Source organism: Rhizobium gallicum bv. gallicum R602sp (assembly GCF_000816845.1).
Classification (GTDB): Bacteria; Pseudomonadota; Alphaproteobacteria; order Rhizobiales; family Rhizobiaceae; genus Rhizobium; species Rhizobium gallicum.
Genome location: NZ_CP006877.1, coordinates 377,589 through 396,012, shown reverse-complemented (window position 1 = coordinate 396,012; position 18,424 = coordinate 377,589). Strand labels below are relative to the sequence as shown.

Sequence of the window (18,424 nt, the reverse complement as noted above, 5' to 3'; positions counted from 1 at the left end):
CGACCGCTTGAACGGACAAGAATTGGTTTCTTCTTCACCGCGCCACCCACGCATTGCGAGCGACGCCAATCACTTCGTCCTGACGTTCGAGAACAACCGGTTCGCCAGCGAGCTATTTGGTCAATTCGATCAGAACCTGAAGCTTCTCGAAGAGCGGCTGCATATCGATGCGCGTGCGCGCGGTAATTCCGTCGTTATCACCGGTGACGTCGTCGCCACCAACCAAGCCCGGCGCACGCTGGACTACCTCTATGAAAAGCTCCAGAAAGGCGGCAGCGTGGAACGATCCGACGTGGAAGGCGCAATCCGCATGGCGGTTGCCGCCGACGATCAGTTGAGCCTGCCGACCATGGAGAAAAAAGCCAAGCTGACCATGGCGCAGATCTCGACACGCAAGAAGACGATCGTTGCGCGCACGCCGACGCAAGATGCCTATATACGCGCCATGGAGCGCGCCGAACTGGTCTTCGGCGTCGGCCCAGCCGGCACGGGCAAGACCTATCTCGCCGTCGCGCATGCGGCCCAGATGCTGGAACGCGGCGCCGTCGAGAAGATCATCCTTTCGCGGCCAGCCGTCGAAGCCGGCGAGCGCCTCGGCTTCCTGCCGGGCGACATGAAGGAGAAGGTCGATCCCTATCTGCGGCCGCTCTATGATGCGCTCTACGACATGATCCCCGGAGACAAGGTCGAGCGCGCAATCACGGCCGGCGTCATTGAGATCGCGCCGCTCGCCTTCATGCGCGGGCGCACCCTGTCGAACGCGGCCATCATCCTCGACGAGGCACAGAACACGACATCGATGCAGATGAAGATGTTTCTTACGCGTCTCGGCGAGAATTCGCGCATGATCATCACCGGCGACCCGAGCCAGATCGATTTGCCGCGCGGCGTGAAGTCCGGACTTGTCGAAGCACTGCATCTGCTCGACGGGGTGGAAGGGATCTCGACGATCCGCTTCAAGGATGTCGATGTCGTGCGCCATCCGCTGGTCGGACGGATCGTAAGGGCCTATGACGCCACCTATACGACGCGGCCGGAAGACGCCGGACCGCGGGTCTGATGGCCGAAATCGATTTCCAGGTCAGCATCGAGGAGGGCGACTGGCCCTCGGAGAATGAACTTCAGGCTTTGGCCGAACGCGTGCTGAAAGCGGCAGCGGAGGTTCTCGAAAAAGATGAGAGGCAGAGGTTTCCCAAGACGGCGACGGAGCTTTCACTCGTCTTCACGGATGACGAGGCCATGCGCGCCATCAACGCCGAATGGCGCAAAAAAGACAAGGCTACCAATGTCCTTTCCTTCCCTGCCTTTCCGATAGCGCCGGGAGAGATGCCAGGTCCGATGCTTGGTGATATCATCATCGCCAGGGAGACCGTCGAACGGGAAGCGCGGGAGCTCGAAAAATCGTTCGAGGAGCATCTATCGCATCTGATGGTGCATGGTTTCTTGCATCTCTTCGGCTACGACCATATGAATAACGACGAAGCCGAAATTATGGAGGGGTTGGAGACTCGCATTTTGGCAGTACTCGGCCTATCTGACCCATACGAGGGTCAAGACCTTAAAATGGAACCATGAGCGACTTTACAACGAAACCGGCGGCGGAAACCAAGGACGCCGATCAATCCTCCTCCTCAGATGAGGCGGGCAGTAGTAGCAGGCATTCAGGACGATCATTCTGGGCGCGTGCCGCCCGCATTCTCCGCCCCCAGCAGGGTTCGCGCATCCGCGAAGATCTCGCCGACGCACTTATGACGAACGATACTGGCGACGATGCCTTTTCGCCCGACGAGCGGGCGATGCTCCACAACATCCTGCGTTTCCGCGAAGTGCGTGTCGCCGACGTCATGGTCCCGCGCGCCGATATCGAGGCGGTCGACCAGAACATCACCATCGGCGAATTGATGATCCTCTTCGAGGAATCCGGGCGCTCGCGCATGCCCGTATATGCCGATACGCTCGACGATCCGCGCGGCATGGTGCACATCCGCGACCTGCTTTCCTATGTCGCAAAGCAGGCACGCAACAAGCGCCGGACAGGCTCCAAGACTGCCAAGCCACTTGTCGAGATCGCTACAGAGAACATTCAAAAGCCGGTGCGTTCGGCAAAGCCGAATTTCGATCTCGCCCGCGTCGACCTCCAAAAGACGCTCGCCGAGGCCGGCATCATCCGCAAGATCCTCTTCGTGCCGCCATCGATGCTGGCATCCGATCTGCTTCGCCGCATGCAGGTGAACCGTACGCAGATGGCGCTCGTCATCGATGAATATGGCGGTACCGACGGCCTTGCTTCACATGAGGACATCGTCGAGATGGTCGTCGGCGACATCGACGACGAGCATGACGACGAAGAAGTCATGTTCAAGCGCATTTCCGAAGACGTCTTTGTGGCGGATGCCCGCGTCGAACTGGAAGAGATTGCAGAGGCGATCGGTCCGGATTTCGACATCAGCGAGCAGGTGGACGAGGTCGATACGCTCGGCGGTCTCATCTTCTCCGCCCTCGGCCGCATCCCGGTTCGAGGCGAAGTGGTCCAGGCGCTGCCGGATTTCGAATTCCACATTCTCGAGGCCGATCCGCGCCGCATCAAGCGCGTGCGCATCACCCGCAAGCGTCAGGCGATCCGCCGCCGTGTCAAGGCGGACGGCGACAGTGCGACCGGTGCTGAGACAACTGACGACCGGACCGCCGAATCCACGTCGAACTGATTTTCGCACGGCACGACAAAGCGCCGCTTTTTTGAAAGACTGCGGACCGGGTTGATTCGCGGCTTGATTGGAGTGCGCATGGAGCGGCTTGCGGACAGGGTCATCCTGGTCTGGGGTTTCAAACGAGCATTGCTGGCAGTCCTGGCCGGCGCATTTGCCGTTCTGGCACTTCCGCCGATCGGCTTTTTTGCCGCGATGTTCCTCTCATTCACACTCCTTGTCTGGCTGATCGATGGCGCAGCCGCCTCCCCCGAGGCAAGCGTCCTCGGCCGACTGTGGCCCTCCTTCGCGATCGGGTGGCTCTTTGGCTTCGGCTATTTCGTCGCAGGCCTCTGGTGGCTTGGCCATGCGCTGATGATTGACTCGGAAGAGTTTGCCTGGGCGCTGCCGCTGGCAATCTTTGGCCTGCCGGCAGTGCTGTCGATCTATTATGGCCTTGCGGCGGCTGTCGCCCGCATCTTCTGGTCGGACGGGTTAGGCCGCATTGCAGCACTTGCCGCAAGCTTCGGCCTCTTCGAGTGGTTGCGCAGCGTCACATTCACGGGCTTTCCATGGAATGCGGTCGGCTACGGCATCATGCCGATGCCGCTGATGATGCAGTCCGCCCACGTCGTCGGCACCACGGGCGTGACTGCGCTTGCCGTCTTCGTCTTCGCCGCACCCGCTCTTCTTGGGACGCGGCAGGGTGCGACGGCGGGTGTGGGGCTGGCCGCGCTGCTTTTTGCAGCTCATGTCGGCTACGGCGGCTATGTGCTTTATCTCGCGCCGGAAGCTCCCACGCTGCCGCAGGAGAAACGGCCGGTGATCCGGCTCGTGCAGCCGATGATCGATCAGGCGGCCAAGCTCGACAGCAACGCCGACCGCTCGGCCATCTTCGAGATGCATTTGAAGCTCTCGGCCGAAGCGCCGCTGGACGGCGGAAAGAAGCCGGACATCATCGTCTGGCCGGAGACCTCGATCCCTTTCATCCTCACCGACAACCAGGATGCTCTTACCCGGATCGCCGATACGCTCGCCGATAATCAGATTCTGATTGCGGGCGCCGTGCGGGCCGAAGAGATGGGGCCGGGAAACCCGGTGCGCTACTACAATTCGATCTACGCGTTCGATGGACGCGGCCAGATCGTCGCGGCTTCCGACAAGGTGCATCTCGTTCCATTCGGCGAATACGTGCCGTTCGAGAATATCCTCGACGATTTCGGCATCCGCAATATCGTCGAAATGCCGGGCGGATTCTCTGCCGCGGCAACGCGCCATCTCCTGGAGCTGCCGACGGGGCTGAAACTCTATCCTCTGGTCTGTTACGAGATCATCTTTGCCGACGAGATGACCGGCGACATCGCCGATGCCGGTGCGATCTTGAACATCACGAACGACGCGTGGTTCGGCAATACGCCCGGTCCTTATCAGCACTTCCAGCAAGCGCGGGTGCGCGCTGTGGAAACCGGTTTGCCCCTGATTCGTGACGCCAACAACGGCATCTCGGCGATCGTGAATGCGCGCGGGCAGATTGTTGCAGGGCTCGCCCTCAATGAGAGAGGGTTCATAGACGCAACCCTTGAGGGATTCGGCAGCGCATCCGGGAACTTGTTTTCACAGCAAGCTTACTTCTGGTTGACTGAAACGTTATTGATTTTGATTGCGTCGATTTCCCGCTTTGGTTTTATTTTCAAGCCGAATTGACCGAAAACCCCTAAAATTGCATAGTGGTGGCGATCGGCGTTGTTAACGTATGCTTGATGATAGGGTTTGCGCCGCTTACAACGTGGCGTTACGGATGGGTCTGGGCACTGCCGGTTTAACCAGGTTGAAATTCTTTGCTAGGGCACGACCATGATTGAAAACAAGAAGAAGCCTAACCCGATCGACATACACGTTGGCAGCCGCATTCGGCTTCGCCGTACGATGCTTGGTATGAGCCAGGAGAAGCTGGGCGAGAGTCTCGGCATTACCTTCCAGCAGATCCAGAAATATGAAAAGGGCACGAACCGCGTCGGTGCGAGCCGCCTGCAGAACATCTCGAGTATTCTCAACGTCCCGGTTTCCTTTTTCTTCGAGGACGCCCCGGGCGATCACACCGGTGGATTGACCGGCATGGCAGAAGCGTCGAGCTCAAATTATGTCGTTGATTTCCTCTCTTCCTCGGAGGGGCTCCAGCTCAACCGGGCGTTCGTGAAGATTTCCGACCCGAAAGTTCGCCGCAAGGTCGTGGAGCTTGTCAAAGCACTGGCCGCCGAGGCCGACACGGACTGATCCGATTCCCTTGAGGCTCCCATTTTTAAAAGGTGGTCTAAAGGCCACCTTTTTTGCGTTTTAAGGGCAAAATTTATCATTTCGCGGTAGATATAAAGATATATTTATGTCCTTCTGTGCTTGTTTTTCGAACGGGGAATGAGTACCAACTAACGGCTTTTGTTCTTTGAGGGGAATCCCGAAATGCGCGCGAATTATCTTTTCACCAGTGAGTCAGTCGCCGAAGGTCACCCGGACAAGGTGTGTGACCGCATCTCGGACGAGATCGTGGATCTGGTCTATCGTGAAGCGGCCAAGACCGGCGTCAACCCCTGGGGCGTGCGCATTGCCTGCGAGACCCTGGCAACGACGAACCGCGTCGTCATCGCCGGTGAAGTCCGTCTGCCGCCGAGCCTGATGAAAAAGGGCAAGGACGGCAAGGACGTCATCAACCCGTCGAAATTCAAGGCTGCCGCCCGCCGCGCTATCAAGGACATCGGCTACGAGCAGGACGGCTTCCACTGGAAGAAGGCGAAGATCGACGTGTTGCTGCACTCGCAGTCCGCCGATATCGCTCAGGGCGTCGACAACGCCTCCGACCAGCAAGGTGACGAAGGCGCCGGCGACCAGGGCATCATGTTCGGCTACGCCTGCAAGGAAACGCCGGACCTCATGCCGGCGCCGATCTATTATTCCCACAAGATCCTGCAGCTGCTTGCCGCAGCCCGCAAGAAGGGCGACGGCGATGTTGCCAAGCTCGGCCCGGACGCCAAGAGCCAGGTGACCGTGCGCTACATCGATGGCAAGCCGGCCGAGGTGACCTCGATCGTTTTGTCGACCCAGCATCTCGATGAGAGCTGGGATTCCAAGAAGGTTCGCGCCGTCGTCGAGCCCTACATCCGCGAAGCGCTGGGCGATCTGCCGATCGCCAAGGATTGCAACTGGTACATCAACCCGACCGGCAAGTTCGTCATCGGCGGTCCGGACGGCGATGCTGGTCTCACCGGCCGCAAGATCATCGTCGATACCTACGGCGGTGCAGCTCCGCACGGCGGCGGTGCGTTTTCCGGCAAGGATACGACCAAGGTCGACCGCTCGGCGGCCTATGCTGCCCGCTATCTTGCGAAGAACGTGGTTGCCGCAGGCCTCGCCGACCGCTGCACGATCCAGCTTTCCTATGCGATCGGCGTTGCTCAGCCGCTGTCGATCTATGTCGACCTGCACGGCACCGGCAAGGCTGTGACGGAAGACCAAGTCGAGGCGGCGATCCGCAAGAACATGGATCTGTCGCCGACCGGCATCCGCCGTCACCTCGACCTCAACAAGCCGATCTACGCCAAGACCTCGGCCTACGGCCACTTCGGCCGGAAGGCAGGCCGTGACGGTTCGTTCTCATGGGAGCGCACCGACCTCGTCAAGGCGCTGAAGGAAACCGTGAAGCTCCGGGAAGCAGCATGACGGATATGGAGCGTCGGGGGCGCGCGACCGAGGCATTCTTCGGTCGCCGCAAGGGGAAGGCTCTCCGCGAACATCAGGCGGAAAGACTGAACACCCTGCTCCCGGCATTCCTCATCGACCTTTCAGCGGCTCCACCGGAGCCACTGAAAAACCTCTTCCCGGTTCCGGCTGAACGGCTGCGCCTGGAAATCGGCTTCGGCGGTGGCGAACATCTGATCCACCGTGCGCTGGAAATGCCCTCGACCGGATTCATCGGCATCGAACCCTTCATCAATTCCATGCAGAAACTGCTGGCAAGCATCGAGACGAAGGGTGCAAAGAATATCCGCGTCTATGATGACGATGCAACGCAACTGCTCGACTGGTTACCGAACGGCTGCCTGGATCACATCGATCTGCTCTATCCCGATCCCTGGCCAAAACGGAAGCATTGGAAACGGCGTTTCGTTTCCAAGACCAATCTCGACCGTTTCCATCGCGTGCTGAAGCCGGGCGGGCTCTTCTGCTTCGCCTCGGACATCGATACCTACGTGAATTGGACGCTTTTGAAGTGCCGCGATCACGGCGGCTTCGACTGGCTTGCGCAAGACGCTGCCGACTGGCTGACGCCCTATGAGGGCTGGCCGAGCACACGCTACGAGGCCAAGGCCCGGCGCGAGGGCAGGTCCTCCGCCTATCTGACATTCAAAAGGGTCTAAGCCTGCATCTTTAGTGCAGGCTGACCGTCTTCAATTCGTCTTCAGCCGCCTTGAAGAAGGTGCTGGAGCGATTGTCCGTGAGCAGGATCGGCGTTCCGTCTGCGCCGAAGAGGGCCCAAAGGTCCACGCTCGGATCGATATCCGGTGCTTCGGGAAAGCACTTCGAGACCTCGTCGTTGCGCATTTTGCGGATATAGGCGACCTCGCCGTTGCCGATACCGGCAAGTTCGGACTTGGTCAGGTGAGAATTCGCTTCTTTCATCAACATTCCTGTACCTCCGGGAGAAGGGACCAACAGCCGAATGGGCCGTTGTCCTACTGTGAGACCGAAATGTTAATTTTCTTCACCATGCGCGCCGGTTCCGGACGAACGAGATCGACGGCAAGCAATCCATTCTTGAGGCTGGCGCCCAAAACCTGCATGCCGTCTGCCAGCACGAAGGTTCGCTGGAACTGGCGCGCAGCAATACCGCGATAGAGATATTCATGCTCGCCATGCTCGACCTGGCGGCCGCGGATCAACAATTGATTCTCTTCCGTCGTAACGTCCAGCTCGTCTTCGCCGAAACCGGCGACGGCAACCGTGATGCGCAGGCGCTCAGGCGCTCCCTGGTCGGGGGCGATACGTTCGATATTATAGGGTGGGTAACCGTCGCTTGCCTTGGAAATGCGTTCAAGCGTCTTTTCCATGGCGTCGAAGCCCAAAAGCAGCGGGCTGGCGAAAGGTGTCATGCGGCTCATCTTTCAAAGTCCTTGATCCAAGCGACCTTCCCGGACCTAAGCGTAGCATCCGGACGCCGTTAATATGGGAAGCGTGTGCCTTTCGCGCAAGACATATGCGGCGCATCGCAGTCACATGAATTTAAGACGGTTGGATTGGGGCCGTTGCTTGACAAAAATCATGGCGGCTCGCATCACATCGTCGAGCGCAGCGGCTGCGCCGATCTGCGACGGAAAAATAAACGAATGGTGCCTGCCACGACGACGTGCACCTTGAGACGGAGCAACGCAATGGCGACCCCCAGAAAGATCATCATCGACACCGACCCCGGCCAGGACGATGCAGCGGCCATCATGCTTGCCTTCGGCAGCCCCGAAGAGCTGGAGGTGCTCGGCGTCACGACCGTCGCAGGCAACGTGCCGCTCTCCTACACGAGCCGCAACGCGCGCATCGTCTGCGAGCTCTGCGCACGACCCGGCACGAAGGTTTTCGCAGGCGCCGACGCGCCAATCGCGCGCAAGCTGGTCACGGCCGAGCACGTGCACGGAAAGACCGGCCTCGATGGACCGGAGCTCGATGAGCCGACGATGCCGCTGCAGGCACAGCACGCGGTCGACTTCATCATCGAGACGCTTCGCGGCGAGCCGGAAGGCACGGTGACACTCTGCACGCTGGGACCGCTTACCAATATCGCCATGGCCTTGCAAAAGGCGCCGGACATCATTCCGCGCATCCGTGAACTGGTGATGATGGGAGGCGGCTTCTTCGAGGGCGGCAACATAACGCCCGCCGCCGAATTCAACATCTATGTCGATCCGGAAGCAGCCGACATCGTTTTTCGTTCCGGCATAGCGATCGTGATGATGCCGCTCGACGTGACACATCAGTTGCTGACACGGAAGGATCGCGTCAAACGCATGGCCGATCTCGGCACGGCACCGGCCAAAGCAATGGTCGAAATGCTGGAATTCTTCGAGCGCTTCGATGTCGAGAAGTATGGTTCGGACGGTGGGCCTCTGCACGATCCGGCGGTCGTCGCCTACCTACTGAAGCCCGAACTCTTCAAGGGCCGTGACTGCAATGTCGAGATCGAGGTGAAGTCGGAGCTGACCGTTGGCATGACGGTGGTCGACTGGTGGCATGTGACCGACCGCAAGCGCAATGCCAAGGTGATGCGCTATGTGGATGCGGACGGCTTCTTCGATCTCATGATCGAGCGCTTCGCCCGCATCTGATTTTCGGACTGATTATGAAAGGCGCCTGAAAAGAAGATCAGGCGTCCTTTTCGGTGAACGCTGTGTTGAGGTCTGCATCTGCTGCCTTCGGGCCGCCTTTGGCCACGCCGACCATTGCGGGACGAAGAACACGCTCGCCGATCGTGAAGCCTGCCTGAACGACCTGGACGACCGTGTTATTCGCCACTTCGGCATTGGGAACCTCGAACATCGCCTGGTGGAAGTTCGGATCGAACTTCTGGCCGATCGGATCCAACTTGCGGACGCCGTGGCGCTCCAGCGCCGAGAGCATGGAGCGCTCCGTCATCTCGACACCTTCGATCAACGTGTTGAGGCCTGTCTCGCCCGCTTCCTTCGCCTCGGCGGGGATGGCATCGAGCGCGCGGCGCAGATTGTCCGAAACGGCAAGCATATCGCGCGCAAAGCCCGCGACCGAGTAGGACTTTGCATCCTTCACGTCGCGCTCCGTGCGGCGGCGCAGATTGTCCATTTCGGCGGCAAGGCGCAGATAGCGGTCGCGCAGCTCGGAATTTTCAGCCTTGAGCACTTCAAGCGGATCCGGTTGGCGCGGCGCTTCCACCGTGGTTTCGTTCTCGACGTTTGCGGCAACGTCGTCTGCGGCTTCAGCCGCGGCAGCGTCAGATCCGTTTTTCGTCGTTTCGTCAGTCATGACGGTCTCCGGTAATGGGTTCTCTTGGGATGCGCCCGATATCGAGCTTTGACCGCAAAAAATCAAGTCTGCGTGACAAAGAAGAAAAAATTCCGGGTTTTTTACAGCGTGCCGCGCGCAAGCCGGGAGATCAGCTGGGCGGTGTAATCCACCATCGGCACAATGCGTGAATAATTGAGCCGTGTCGGGCCGATGACGCCGACGGCGCCGACAATGCGGTCGTCATCGTCGCGATAGGGCGCAACAATCAGCGAGGAGCCGGAAAGCGAAAAGAGCTTGTTCTCAGAACCGATGAAGATGCGCACGCCCGGACCGGTTTCGGCAAGGTTCAGCAGCTCGATCAGGCTGTCCTTCTTTTCGAGATCGTCGAAGAGCATGCGGAGACGATCGAGGTCTTCCGCGCCTGCCAGGCCATCGAGCAGATTGGATCGGCCTCGAATAATAAGCTGCGGCGGCTTGCCTTCGTCCGCATCGCCAGACCACACCGCGATACCGCGCTCGACGAGATCCCGGGACAACGCGTCGAGCTCGTGGCGGACGTTCTCCTTCAGGCGACTGAGCTGCTTGCGCAATTCCGGCAATGTCTGGCCAGACATATGGGCATTGAGGAAATTCGCGGCCTCCGTCAGCTGCGACGACGTAACACCTGCCGGCAATTCGATAATGCGGTTTTCGACCTGATCGTGATCGCCGACGAGCACTGCCAACGCCTTGGTGGGCTCCAGGCGGATGAATTCGACGTGTCTGAGAACCGGATCGCTCTTTGAGGTGATGACAAGCCCTGCGCCGCGCGAAATGCCCGACAGCATCCGGCTTGCCTCGTTCATCATCGATTCAACCGGATTGTCGCGGCTTTCGGGGCGGACCTGGCGGTCGATATTCGCACGGTCCTCGGCGGAAAGGTCGCCGACCTGCATGAAGGCATCGACGAAGAAGCGAAGGCCGCCCTGCGTCGGCAGGCGTCCGGCGCTGACATGCGGCGAGTAGATCAGGCCCAACTCCTCCAGGTCGCTCATCACGTTGCGCACCGACGCGGGCGATAGCGACATGGGCAGGATGCGGGAGAGATTGCGCGAGCCGAGCGGCTCGCCACTTTCCAGATAGCCTTCAACGATGCGGCGGAAGATTTCCTTGGAGCGTTCATCCAGCGCAGCAACGGCATCCGAAACCGACGTCGACCTGAACCCCATGAACTTCCTTAGACCTGCGCTGCTGATGACGATCCCTAAAATATAGCCGTTCTCGCCCTCGTAGCAAAAGGGAATTTGCAAATGGCTGCGGCCAATCGTAGAAGCGGTCGACACCATTCAAGCATGCATGATGTTTTGCGAGAACCGCTTTACGGTTTTCGGCGTCGTGCTTCAGGAGATCACAATGCGGCCTTCAGGCAGAAAAACCGACCAGATGCGCAAAGTCACTTTCGAGCGCAATTTTTCAAAGCATGCGGAAGGTTCCTGCCTCGTCAAATTCGGCGATACGCATGTGCTCTGTACCGCAAGCCTGGAAGACAAGACGCCACCTTGGCTGCGCAATACTGGAAAGGGCTGGGTCACGGCCGAATATGGCATGCTGCCGCGGGCAACCGGCGAGCGCATGAAACGCGAGGCCGCGGCCGGCAAGCAGGGCGGGCGCACACAGGAAATCCAGCGCCTGATCGGCCGCTCCCTTCGTGCCGTCGTCGATCTCAAGGAACTGGGCGAGCGCCAGATCACGCTCGACTGCGACGTCATTCAGGCTGACGGCGGTACGCGCACGGCCTCCATTACGGGAGCCTGGATTGCGCTCTACGACTGCCTGAAGTGGATGGAAACCCGCAACATGATCAAGGTCGAGCGCGTGCTCAAGGATCATGTCGCTGCGATTTCCTGCGGCATCTTCGCCAGCCAGCCGGTGATCGACCTCGATTATCTCGAAGATTCCTCGGCCGAAACCGATGCGAATTTCGTCATGACGGGTGCCGGCGGCATCGTTGAAATTCAGGGAACCGCCGAAGGCACGCCGTTCACGGACGGGGAATTTGCGGCGCTGATGACACTGGCGAAAACCGGCATCGTGGAGCTCGTCGACATGCAGAAACAGGCCATCGCCGGATGACTGCCCTGCTGGAAGGCATGCTGGAGACCGCGCTTTATGCGAAGGATCTCGACAAGGCCGAGGCCTTCTACGAAGGCGTGCTCGGCCTTGCCAAGATCACGCGCGCCGCAAACCGGCATGTATTCTTCCGCTGCGGGCAAGGCGTGCTGTTGATCTTCAACCCCGATGAAACGGTGAAACCGCCAGCGGCCGATGCCCTGCAGGTACCGCCCCACGGCACGAAAGGTCAGGGCCACGCATGTTTCCGGGTGTCTGGTAAGAACATCGATGCCATGGCGGTGAAGCTCAAAGCCGCGGGCATCGAAATCGAATCCGAAGTCCACTGGCCGAACGGCGGCCGCTCGATCTATTTCCGCGATCCCGCGGGAAACAGCCTCGAATGCGCCGAAGCCAGAATCTGGGGCATTGAATAGGACCGACCATGCGCACGCTTGAAACGAAGACGATCGTCGTCGCCAGCCACAACGCCGGCAAGATCCGCGAGATCCAGGAACTGATCGGACCGCTCGGCTTTACCGCCAAATCGGCAGCGGACCTCAACTTCATCGAGCCTGACGAAACGGGCACAACCTTCGAGGAAAACGCGACGATCAAGGCTCTCGCCTCTGCCAAAGCAGCAGGGATGCCGGCGCTTTCCGACGATTCGGGATTGGTGATCGATGCGCTCGGTGGCGATCCGGGTGTCTATACGGCCAACTGGGCCGAGACCGCAGACGGCACGCGCGACTTTGCGATCGGGATGGAAAAGGTGCAACAGGCGCTGGACAAAGCCGGAGCCACCAAGCCGGAACAACGGCGCGCGCGCTTCGTCAGCGTGCTCTGCCTCGCCTGGCCAGACGGGCATACGGAGCTTTTTCGCGGCGAGGTGGAAGGTACCGTCGTCTGGCCGCCGCGCGGCACCCAGGGTTTCGGTTACGATCCGGTCTTCCAACCGGAAGGTTACGACATCACCTTCGGCGAGATGAGTGCCGAGGAAAAGCACGGCTGGAACATTGGCAAGCCGCAAGCCCTGTCGCATCGGGCGCGCGCATTCAAACGCTTTGTCGAAACCTGCCTGGAAGCGTAGGGTCGGTTCGTGGAGATTCTCGATACACCAAGCTTGACGCGCGATGCGATGCTTCTGCCCGATACCGGCGAGCCCGGTTTCGGCGTCTATGTGCATTGGCCCTTCTGCGCGGCGAAGTGCCCCTATTGCGACTTCAACAGCCATGTCCGTCATCAGCCGGTCGACCAGGAGCGGTTCGCCGCTGCGTTCCTGAAGGAGATGGCTGCCGTTCGCCGGATGAGCGGACCGAAGACGGTGACGAGCATTTTCCTTGGCGGCGGCACGCCGTCGCTCATGCATCCAGCAACGGTTTCGGCCATTCTCGACGGTATATCCAAGCACTGGCATGTGCCGAACGGCATCGAGATCACGATGGAGGCCAATCCTTCGAGCGTGGAGGCCGAGCGCTTCCGCGGCTATCGCGCCGCAGGCGTCAATCGCGTGTCGCTCGGCGTTCAGGCGCTGAATGACCGGGATCTGAGATTCCTCGGCCGCCTGCATGACGTGGCCGATGCACTGAAAGCCATCAAGCTGGCGCGCGACATCTTCCCGCGCATGTCTTTCGACCTGATCTATGCCCGCCCCGGCCAGACCGTCGGGGAATGGGAGAAGGAGCTGAAGGAAGCGATCTCATATGCGGTCGATCACCTTTCGCTCTACCAGCTGACGATCGAGGAGGGCACGCCGTTCTACGGCCTGCACAAGGCCGGAAAACTGATCGTGCCGGATGGCGACCAATCGGCGATCCTCTACGAGGCGACTCAGGAGATCATGGCGCGTGAGGGCATGCCGGCCTATGAGGTTTCCAACCATGCCCGGCCCGGCGCCGAGAGCCGCCATAACCTCACCTACTGGCGCTACGGCGACTATGCCGGGATCGGCCCCGGCGCACACGGCCGCCTGACGCGAGGGCCTGAGAAGATCGCAACCGCGACCGAGCGCAAGCCGGAGACCTGGCTCGAGCTTGTCGAGCGCGACGGGCATGGCATTGTGGAGCAGGAACGGCTCGGCTATGACGAGCAGGCGGACGAATTGCTCCTCATGGGGCTGCGGCTGAAGGAAGGCGTCGATCTTGCCCGCTGGCAGCAGCTTTCCGGCCGGGATCCGGATCCGAAGCGTGAAGAATTTCTGCTGGAGCACGGCTTCATCGAGCGGATCGGCAATTCCCGCCTTCGCTGCACGCCCTCGGGCATGCTGATCCTCGATTCGGTCGTCGCCGATCTCGCCTGCTGAGCCTCAGGCTGCCCGGCTTTTCCTAAGCGACATCAACCGCCCGTCGATCGCCGCAAGGCCGACCGCGATCGTCGCCATGCCGATCAGGTGTTTTGCCTGCAACTGCTCGCCAAGGATGATCGTACCCAACAGAATGGCGCTGACGGGAATGAGGAAGGTCACCAGCGCCAGGTTCGTCGCGCCCGCCGTTGCGAGAACCCGGAAGAAAAGCACATAGGCGATGGCGGTCGAAAGAAGTGCGAGGCCGAGCAGCGCCAGCCAGGTTTCGATACCAGGAGCGGGCAATGCCCATGGACGGTCAACAATCAGCGCAATCGGCAGCATCAAGATGGTGGAGGCCGTGACCTGGCCTGCGGCTGGCAGCAGCGGCGGCATGCTCATCGCCCGGAAACGGCGGCCCCAGATGCCGGCGAAGGAATAGGAGATCGCAGCTCCGAGGACCGCGAGCTGCGCCAGGATATTCGAGCCGAGATCGTGAAGCACATCGAAGCCGATCATATAAGCCACGCCGGCAAAGCCGATGAGCACACCGATCAGGCGATGACCGCTCATCTTCTCGTCGGTGGTCAGGATATGGGCAACAACGACCGTAAAGAGCGGCGTTGTGGCATTCAGGATCGAGGCAAGGCCGCTTGCAATGTGAGTCTGGCCCCAGACGATGAGGCAGAAGGGGATCATATTGTTCAGCACACCCATTCCGAAGAAGGCGACCCAGCTCCTGCCGTCGCGCGGCATCGTATGACCCATGAGCCGCACGATGATATTGAGCGCGAGCGCCGCCAGCAGCACGCGGCCCGTGACGATCGTAAATGGCGGCAGTGCCTTGACTAGAATACCGTTGAAGAGGAAGGAGCCGCCCCAAAGGAGGGACAGGACCAACAGCATACTCCATTCGGCCAAGCCCATTTGTTTCTGCATGTCTGTCTCCCTTCGTTGTTCGCGGGCTTACGATACGGCGGATGATTTCGCCACCCGTTTCTTGCGCACCAGTTTCTGCCAGCTACGATTTGTGCTCGATGAATATCTCATCACGATTTTGTTTAATGCTCGCTTTCATTCTGATATTATTTCTATAATTCCATTCCGGCAAACGAGTCTTTCTCGGCATATGCTTTAGCTGAACTAAATCATGAGCGAATTTCTGCCATCCCTTTCGGCCCTGCGGGCTTTCGAAGCTGCCGCACGGCATTTGAGCATGACGCTGGCCGCCAAGGAGCTGCATGTGACGCCCGGCGCCGTGAGCCTGCAGATCCGCGATCTGGAAGCCCAACTCGGCGTACGGCTTTTTGAGCGGAAAACGCGGGCGCTCGCCCTTACAGTCGAGGGCGCTGATTACTTCGCCACGCTGCAGACCGCCTTCCGGCTGATGAGAGAGGCGACGGCCGCGATTGCAGCGCGGGCACGCGGCTCGGTACTGAACGTCACCTGCACGGCAGGCTTCGCGACCTATTGGCTGGTTCCGCGGCTCGCGCGTTTCGAGGAGATCCATCCGGAGATCGACGTGCGCATCAGTGCCTCGCATCGCGTGCTCGACTTTAAACGCGACGGCATCGATCTGGCCATACGCCACGGGCTGGGCGGCTATGACGGCCTTGTCAGCGAGCGGCTCGTGGATGATGAGCTGGTGCCGGTCTGCACCCCGCGGCTGGCAGCGCAGCTTGGAGACCATCCCTCTCCAGACACGCTCGCCGGCTTCCAGTTGATCCATGATGTTTACCGGCACGACTGGAAGCTCTGGCTGGAGGCAGCAGGGGCGACGAAGGTCGACGCCTCGCGCGGCCCGATCTTCATGCATGGCAATGGCGCCTACGAAGCTATGAAGGCTGGTCTCGGTTTTGCATTGATGCGGCGGTCATTTCTAAAGAAGGAACTCGCCGAAGGCGCTGTGGTCGCTCCCTTCCCGCTCGGTGTTGCGAGCCGCCTCGCCTTTCATCTCGTCTATCCGGGCGCCGCACTCGAACGCCCGGCCGTCGCGGCCTTCCGGCGTTGGCTGCTTTCGGAAGTAAAGAGCTGACGAGCTCGCGGTCGCTCCGCTCTTCCCCAAAAAAGTGGAGAGAACTACTCATAAAAAGGTTTTCATCCGGCTTATTGTTGACTATTACACTCATGAATAATTGATGTCGACCGCCGAGAGTTGTAAGCTGATGAAAGTACACGTTTTTGCCAGATCGCTGCGGGCAGCCGCATTGACGGGCGCCGCCATGGCCCATCTTTTCCTTCCCGCCGCTGCGCAGGATACCGTCACCGAAAACCAGCCCGACGATGGCGCGACTGTGCTGCAGGAGATCGTCGTCAAGGGCGGAAGCGGCGGTGTCATCCAGGCGGACGGCTATGTCGGCAAGAGCAGCGCCACCGGCGCAAAGACCGACACGCCTTTCATCGAGACGCCGCAGTCGATCTCGTCCGTGACGGAACAGCAACTCAAGGATCGCAACCCCCAAACGCTGCTCGATACGATCGCCTACACGCCAGGCACGCGCGTGGGTGCTTATGGTTTCGACCCACGCTTCGACAGCTTCACGGTGCGCGGCTTCGACGTCACCTATACGGGCGTTTTTCGCGACAACCTGCGCCAACCCGGCGCAGGCTCTTCCCTCTTCAAGACCGAACCCTACGGCCTTGAGGGTGTTTCGATCCTGCGCGGCCCCTCGTCGGCTCTCTATGGCGCCTCCGGCGCCGGTGGTCTCTACAACCTGATCACCAAGCGCCCGACGGAGGACCCCTATCATGAACTCCAGTTGCAATACGGCACGCAGCAGCGCTACCAGAGCCAGTTTGATTTCTCCGGCCCTGTCAACGACCGCGATCCCTTCTATTATCGCCTCACCGGCCTCTATCGTGACGCCAATACCGAGCAGATCAGCGTTCCGGATGACCGCGTCTATATCGCGCCGGCTTTCACATGGAAGCCGGACGAGGACACGAAGCTTACCATCCTCGGCGAATATTCGCGCACGAAGACGGGTGGCACGGCCGCTTATTACAACGACCCGGTCACCGGCGAAGTAACGGACTACTTCGCGGGTAACCCTGCATTCAACGATTCTGTTCAGAACCAGGGCCGCATCGGCTATGAGTTCGAACACAGGCTCAACGACACCTTCGTCTTCCGCCAGAATGCACGCTTCTCGACATTGAACATCGACACCGATTGGGCCTTTGCCTACGCACCGAATGCGGTCGATCCAACACTTTTGGATCGCAGCGCCGGCACGTTTGACGAACGCCTGACGGCCTTTGTTATCGACAACCAGCTCGAGGCGAAATTCGAGACGGGAGATATCGACCATACGCTGCTTGCCGGCCTCGACTTGACCCGGCTTCGTTGGCGTTCGCTCGACGGCCGCGGCGTCTCGCCGCCGCTTGATACCAACAATCCGAACGCAGGCGCTTCAGTCCCGCACATCGACTTCCAGACCCGCACCGTTCAGGACCAGTGGCAGGCCGGCACCTACCTGCAGGACCAGATGCGCTATGACGCCTGGCTGCTGACGCTCGGCGGGCGCTACGACTGGGTTTGGACTGATACGGAAAATACCGATCTCGTTGCCGACACCGTGGACACCGTCTCTCAAAAGGACAACGAATTTTCCGGGCGAATCGGTCTGAGCTACGAGACCGACTTCGGCCTCGTGCCCTATGTCAGCTACTCGACCGCTTTTGCGCCGAATGCCGGTATCAACAGGGAGACCAACGCCCCGTTCAAACCGACCGAGAGTGAACAGGAAGAAATTGGCGTCAAATACCTATTGCCGGACAGCAATACGATGCTTTCTGCCGCCCTGTTCAATATCGATCAGAAAAACAGCCTTTACTACGAGGTTGTGAATCTGCCGAGCGGCCCAGAAAACATTCAGGTCCAGCGGGGCAAGATTCGTTCCCGTGGCCTCGAGATCGAGGCCAACACGAGCCTCGACAACGGCCTGTCGCTGGTCGCGTCCTATACCTTTACGGACGCCAAGATCCTCGAAGGCCCGACGGGCACTGTCGGCAACTATGTTTCCTCCGTGCCAAAGCATATGGCATCGCTCTGGGCCAACTACAAATTCCAGGAAAGCAGCCCCGTCTATGGAATGGGCTTCGGCTTCGGCGCCCGCTACATCGGCAAGAGCTACGGCAATGACGAAAACACGACGGAAAACGGCGCCCGCGTGCTTTTCGATGCAGCAGTCAGCTACGACTTTGCTGCACTCGACAAGAAGTACGACGGTCTGAGCCTGCAGGTGAACGCCACCAATTTACTCGATCGCCGCGAGCCCGTCTGCTCGGCAGGCTTCTGCTACCGCGACCAGGGCCGCTCGGTGATCGGCACCCTGCGCTACACTTGGTAGGC

The 18,424-nt window shown here is 60.0% G+C and carries 19 protein-coding genes; 14 read left to right on the top strand and 5 right to left on the bottom strand.

From position 1 onward, the window contains the following. Positions 1 to 7 precede the first annotated feature (7 nt). The 7 genes from RGR602_RS02000 (at position 8) to trmB (ending at position 7,093) form a co-directional block, all read left to right on the top strand. Complete coding sequence (locus tag RGR602_RS02000) at positions 8 to 1,060, top strand: PhoH family protein (RefSeq protein ID WP_039843714.1); 1,053 nt, start codon at positions 8 to 10, stop codon at positions 1,058 to 1,060. Continuing rightward, the gene (gene ybeY, locus RGR602_RS01995; protein ID WP_039843713.1) at positions 1,060 to 1,575 is read left to right on the top strand and encodes an rRNA maturation RNase YbeY; all 516 of its coding nucleotides are present in this window, start codon (positions 1,060 to 1,062) and stop codon (positions 1,573 to 1,575) included. Before RGR602_RS02000 ends, ybeY begins: the two co-directional genes overlap by 1 nt. Next, positions 1,572 to 2,705 carry a hemolysin family protein gene (locus tag RGR602_RS01990; protein WP_039843712.1) on the top strand — a complete coding sequence of 378 codons (1,134 nt, stop codon included), beginning with the start codon at positions 1,572 to 1,574 and terminating at the stop codon, positions 2,703 to 2,705. The genes ybeY and RGR602_RS01990 overlap by 4 nt, the downstream gene beginning before the upstream one ends. A 78-nt stretch (positions 2,706 to 2,783) precedes the next feature. Further along, positions 2,784 to 4,388 (top strand): apolipoprotein N-acyltransferase, encoded by a 1,605-nt coding sequence (gene lnt / locus RGR602_RS01985; RefSeq protein WP_039843711.1) that lies wholly within the window; start codon positions 2,784 to 2,786, stop codon positions 4,386 to 4,388. Positions 4,389 to 4,538: 150 nt separating this feature from the next. After that, positions 4,539 to 4,958: a helix-turn-helix domain-containing protein gene (locus RGR602_RS01980; RefSeq protein ID WP_022713467.1), complete on the top strand. Its 420-nt coding sequence runs from the start codon at positions 4,539 to 4,541 to the stop codon at positions 4,956 to 4,958. A 183-nt stretch (positions 4,959 to 5,141) separates the two neighbouring features. Further along, entirely contained in the window at positions 5,142 to 6,395 is a 1,254-nt protein-coding gene (metK, locus tag RGR602_RS01975; protein WP_039843710.1) for a methionine adenosyltransferase, read from the top strand. Beyond that, complete coding sequence (gene trmB, locus RGR602_RS01970) at positions 6,392 to 7,093, top strand: tRNA (guanine(46)-N(7))-methyltransferase TrmB (RefSeq protein WP_039843709.1); 702 nt, start codon at positions 6,392 to 6,394, stop codon at positions 7,091 to 7,093. Before metK ends, trmB begins: the two co-directional genes overlap by 4 nt. Before the next feature lie 10 nt (positions 7,094 to 7,103). Here trmB and RGR602_RS01965 read toward each other — a convergent pair whose 3' ends face one another. Both RGR602_RS01965 and RGR602_RS01960 read right to left on the bottom strand, forming a co-directional pair. Further along, positions 7,104 to 7,361 (bottom strand): BQ00720 family protein, encoded by a 258-nt coding sequence (locus RGR602_RS01965; protein ID WP_022713464.1) that lies wholly within the window; start codon positions 7,359 to 7,361, stop codon positions 7,104 to 7,106. A gap of 47 nt (positions 7,362 to 7,408) precedes the next feature. Then, positions 7,409 to 7,834, bottom strand: coding sequence for an Hsp20 family protein (locus RGR602_RS01960; protein WP_039843708.1), 426 nt, complete (start codon positions 7,832 to 7,834; stop codon positions 7,409 to 7,411). 270 nt (positions 7,835 to 8,104) lie between these two features. On the opposite strand from RGR602_RS01960, the gene RGR602_RS01955 reads away from it, so the two are divergent. Beyond that, on the top strand, positions 8,105 to 9,049 hold the full coding sequence (locus RGR602_RS01955; protein WP_039843707.1) for a nucleoside hydrolase: 945 nt from the start codon (positions 8,105 to 8,107) through the stop codon (positions 9,047 to 9,049). Positions 9,050 to 9,086: 37 nt separating this feature from the next. On the opposite strand, the gene grpE is transcribed toward RGR602_RS01955, so the two are convergent. Next, positions 9,087 to 9,719 (bottom strand): nucleotide exchange factor GrpE, encoded by a 633-nt coding sequence (grpE, locus tag RGR602_RS01950; protein WP_039843706.1) that lies wholly within the window; start codon positions 9,717 to 9,719, stop codon positions 9,087 to 9,089. 101 nt (positions 9,720 to 9,820) lie between these two features. Next, entirely contained in the window at positions 9,821 to 10,909 is a 1,089-nt protein-coding gene (hrcA, locus tag RGR602_RS01945) for a heat-inducible transcriptional repressor HrcA (protein WP_039846591.1), read from the bottom strand. A 184-nt stretch (positions 10,910 to 11,093) separates the two neighbouring features. Between hrcA and rph the strand changes: the two genes are divergently transcribed. From rph to hemW, 4 genes are read left to right on the top strand one after another with little or no spacing between them, the layout of a single operon-like run. Continuing rightward, entirely contained in the window at positions 11,094 to 11,813 is a 720-nt protein-coding gene (gene rph / locus RGR602_RS01940) for a ribonuclease PH (protein ID WP_028739408.1), read from the top strand. Continuing rightward, complete coding sequence (locus RGR602_RS01935) at positions 11,810 to 12,226, top strand: VOC family protein (RefSeq protein WP_039843705.1); 417 nt, start codon at positions 11,810 to 11,812, stop codon at positions 12,224 to 12,226. Before rph ends, RGR602_RS01935 begins: the two co-directional genes overlap by 4 nt. 8 nt (positions 12,227 to 12,234) lie before the next feature. Next, positions 12,235 to 12,879 carry an RdgB/HAM1 family non-canonical purine NTP pyrophosphatase gene (gene rdgB, locus RGR602_RS01930; protein WP_039843704.1) on the top strand — a complete coding sequence of 215 codons (645 nt, stop codon included), beginning with the start codon at positions 12,235 to 12,237 and terminating at the stop codon, positions 12,877 to 12,879. 9 nt (positions 12,880 to 12,888) lie between these two features. Then, positions 12,889 to 14,091, top strand: a complete 1,203-nt coding sequence (gene hemW, locus RGR602_RS01925) for a radical SAM family heme chaperone HemW (protein WP_039843703.1) — start codon at positions 12,889 to 12,891, stop codon at positions 14,089 to 14,091. A gap of 3 nt (positions 14,092 to 14,094) precedes the next feature. Here hemW and RGR602_RS01920 read toward each other — a convergent pair whose 3' ends face one another. Beyond that, positions 14,095 to 15,009: a DMT family transporter gene (locus tag RGR602_RS01920; protein ID WP_039843702.1), complete on the bottom strand. Its 915-nt coding sequence runs from the start codon at positions 15,007 to 15,009 to the stop codon at positions 14,095 to 14,097. A gap of 211 nt (positions 15,010 to 15,220) precedes the next feature. On the opposite strand from RGR602_RS01920, the gene gcvA reads away from it, so the two are divergent. Beyond that, positions 15,221 to 16,105 (top strand): transcriptional regulator GcvA, encoded by an 885-nt coding sequence (gene gcvA, locus RGR602_RS01915; RefSeq protein ID WP_039843701.1) that lies wholly within the window; start codon positions 15,221 to 15,223, stop codon positions 16,103 to 16,105. Between the two features lie 130 nt (positions 16,106 to 16,235). Then, positions 16,236 to 18,422, top strand: coding sequence for a TonB-dependent siderophore receptor (locus RGR602_RS01910; RefSeq protein WP_082046588.1), 2,187 nt, complete (start codon positions 16,236 to 16,238; stop codon positions 18,420 to 18,422). Positions 18,423 to 18,424 lie beyond the last annotated feature (2 nt).